Annotated in this window: 1 protein-coding gene; it reads left to right on the top strand. The window is 54.8% G+C overall.

The genetic code is table 11. From position 1 onward, the window contains the following. The first annotated feature begins 43 nt into the window (after window positions 1-43). Entirely contained in the window at window positions 44-1,063 is a 1,020-nt protein-coding gene (locus A7D21_RS33970; protein WP_048377755.1) for an IS30 family transposase, read from the top strand. Window positions 1,064-1,386 lie beyond the last annotated feature (323 nt).

The raw sequence follows: 1,386 nt of genomic DNA, 5'->3' as shown, positions 1-1,386 counted from the left end.
CGGTCTCAAGGAGCAAGTGCAACACCTCATGTAAGGTGTTGCCATGTCTACCCAATACAACCACCTGAGTACCGAGGAGCGCGTCACCATTATGGTGATGCTCTTTCAACGACAGACGCTGCGAGCTATTGCCGCTTTGCTAGGCCGTCACCCCAGCACCATTAGTCGTGAGATCAAACGCAACCCCCAGCAGCCTCACTATGACGCCATCCAAGCTACCAGCAGGGCTCAACAGCTTCGACATGCGCCTCGCCGTCAGCGGCGTTTGTCTCCAGACTCAGAGCTATTTCAAGTGGTCGTCGAAATGCTCCGCATCGGCTGGTCACCGCAACAAATTGCCCGCAGACTACGCAGTATCTGGCCAGGCCAATCCGAGCGACATGTGAGCCACGAAACTATCTACCTCGCCATCTATGCCTATCCGCGCGGCGAGCTGAAACGCCAGTTGATCAGTTATCTACGTCAGGCTGACGGCAAACGTCCTAAGCGAACCCAAAGCAATGTGCGTCGAGAACGTTACCCTGCGCATCTGAGTATTCACCTACGCCCCCCTGAGGTTGCAGATCGTCTGGTCCCTGGGCATTGGGAGAGTGATCTGATCATGGGCGCCAATAATCGCTCAGCGGTTGCCACCATGGTCGAGCGTACGAGCCGTTATGTGATTCTCGCCAAGCTCGAAGCCCCCACCGCAGAGGCGGCGGCGGAAGCGATCGTGAGGGAAATGTCGCGGATGGCGCCATCGCTCCTAAAAACCATGACGCATGATCAAGGCAGCGAAATGGCCCGTCATGCCGAAATTACTGCGCGCACGGGGATGAAGATTTATTTCGCCGATCCACACTCGCCTTGGCAGCGTGGTAGCAATGAAAATACGAACGGTTTGTTGCGTCAGTACCTCCCCAAAGGCACAGATCTCTCTCTGGTGACGCAGGCACGGCTGGACGAAATCGCTGATCTGCTCAATACCCGACCCCGCCAGACACTGGGCTGGAAATTTCCGGTTGAGGTGCTAGTAGATCATCTTCAGCTTTCCGCGACCAACAAGCTTGAAACGATAAACTGACCGGTAAGGGCAAGCCCTCCAAGTTATCTGGTGGATGCGTCTAATGGGTGTTTCTATTGGGTCATTCCAAGCCGTCACATTGGCGATGGAGGGGGGGGTGTGTATAGCCATTGTTTAAGCGATGAGGGGGGGGGTGTGTATAGCCGCTGCTGCAGCCACCGAAGGGCTTGATCACGGCTAAGCACTTGGTAGTGGAAATTGTGCTTAGTCAGGTAAGCTCGGTTCGGTCAGACGCCCATTGATAACGATGTTTTGGAAGCGGGATTGTTTCGCTTAGCAAGCTCAGAAAATTAACTGACTGTTGCACTTGCTCCTTGAGACCG

Source organism: Pseudomonas sp. AP19, assembly GCF_001728855.1.
Classification (GTDB): domain Bacteria; phylum Pseudomonadota; class Gammaproteobacteria; order Pseudomonadales; family Pseudomonadaceae; genus Aquipseudomonas; species Aquipseudomonas fluorescens.
Note: the sequence above shows the minus strand (reverse complement) of the source record. Positions and strands in the feature narration are given on the sequence as shown.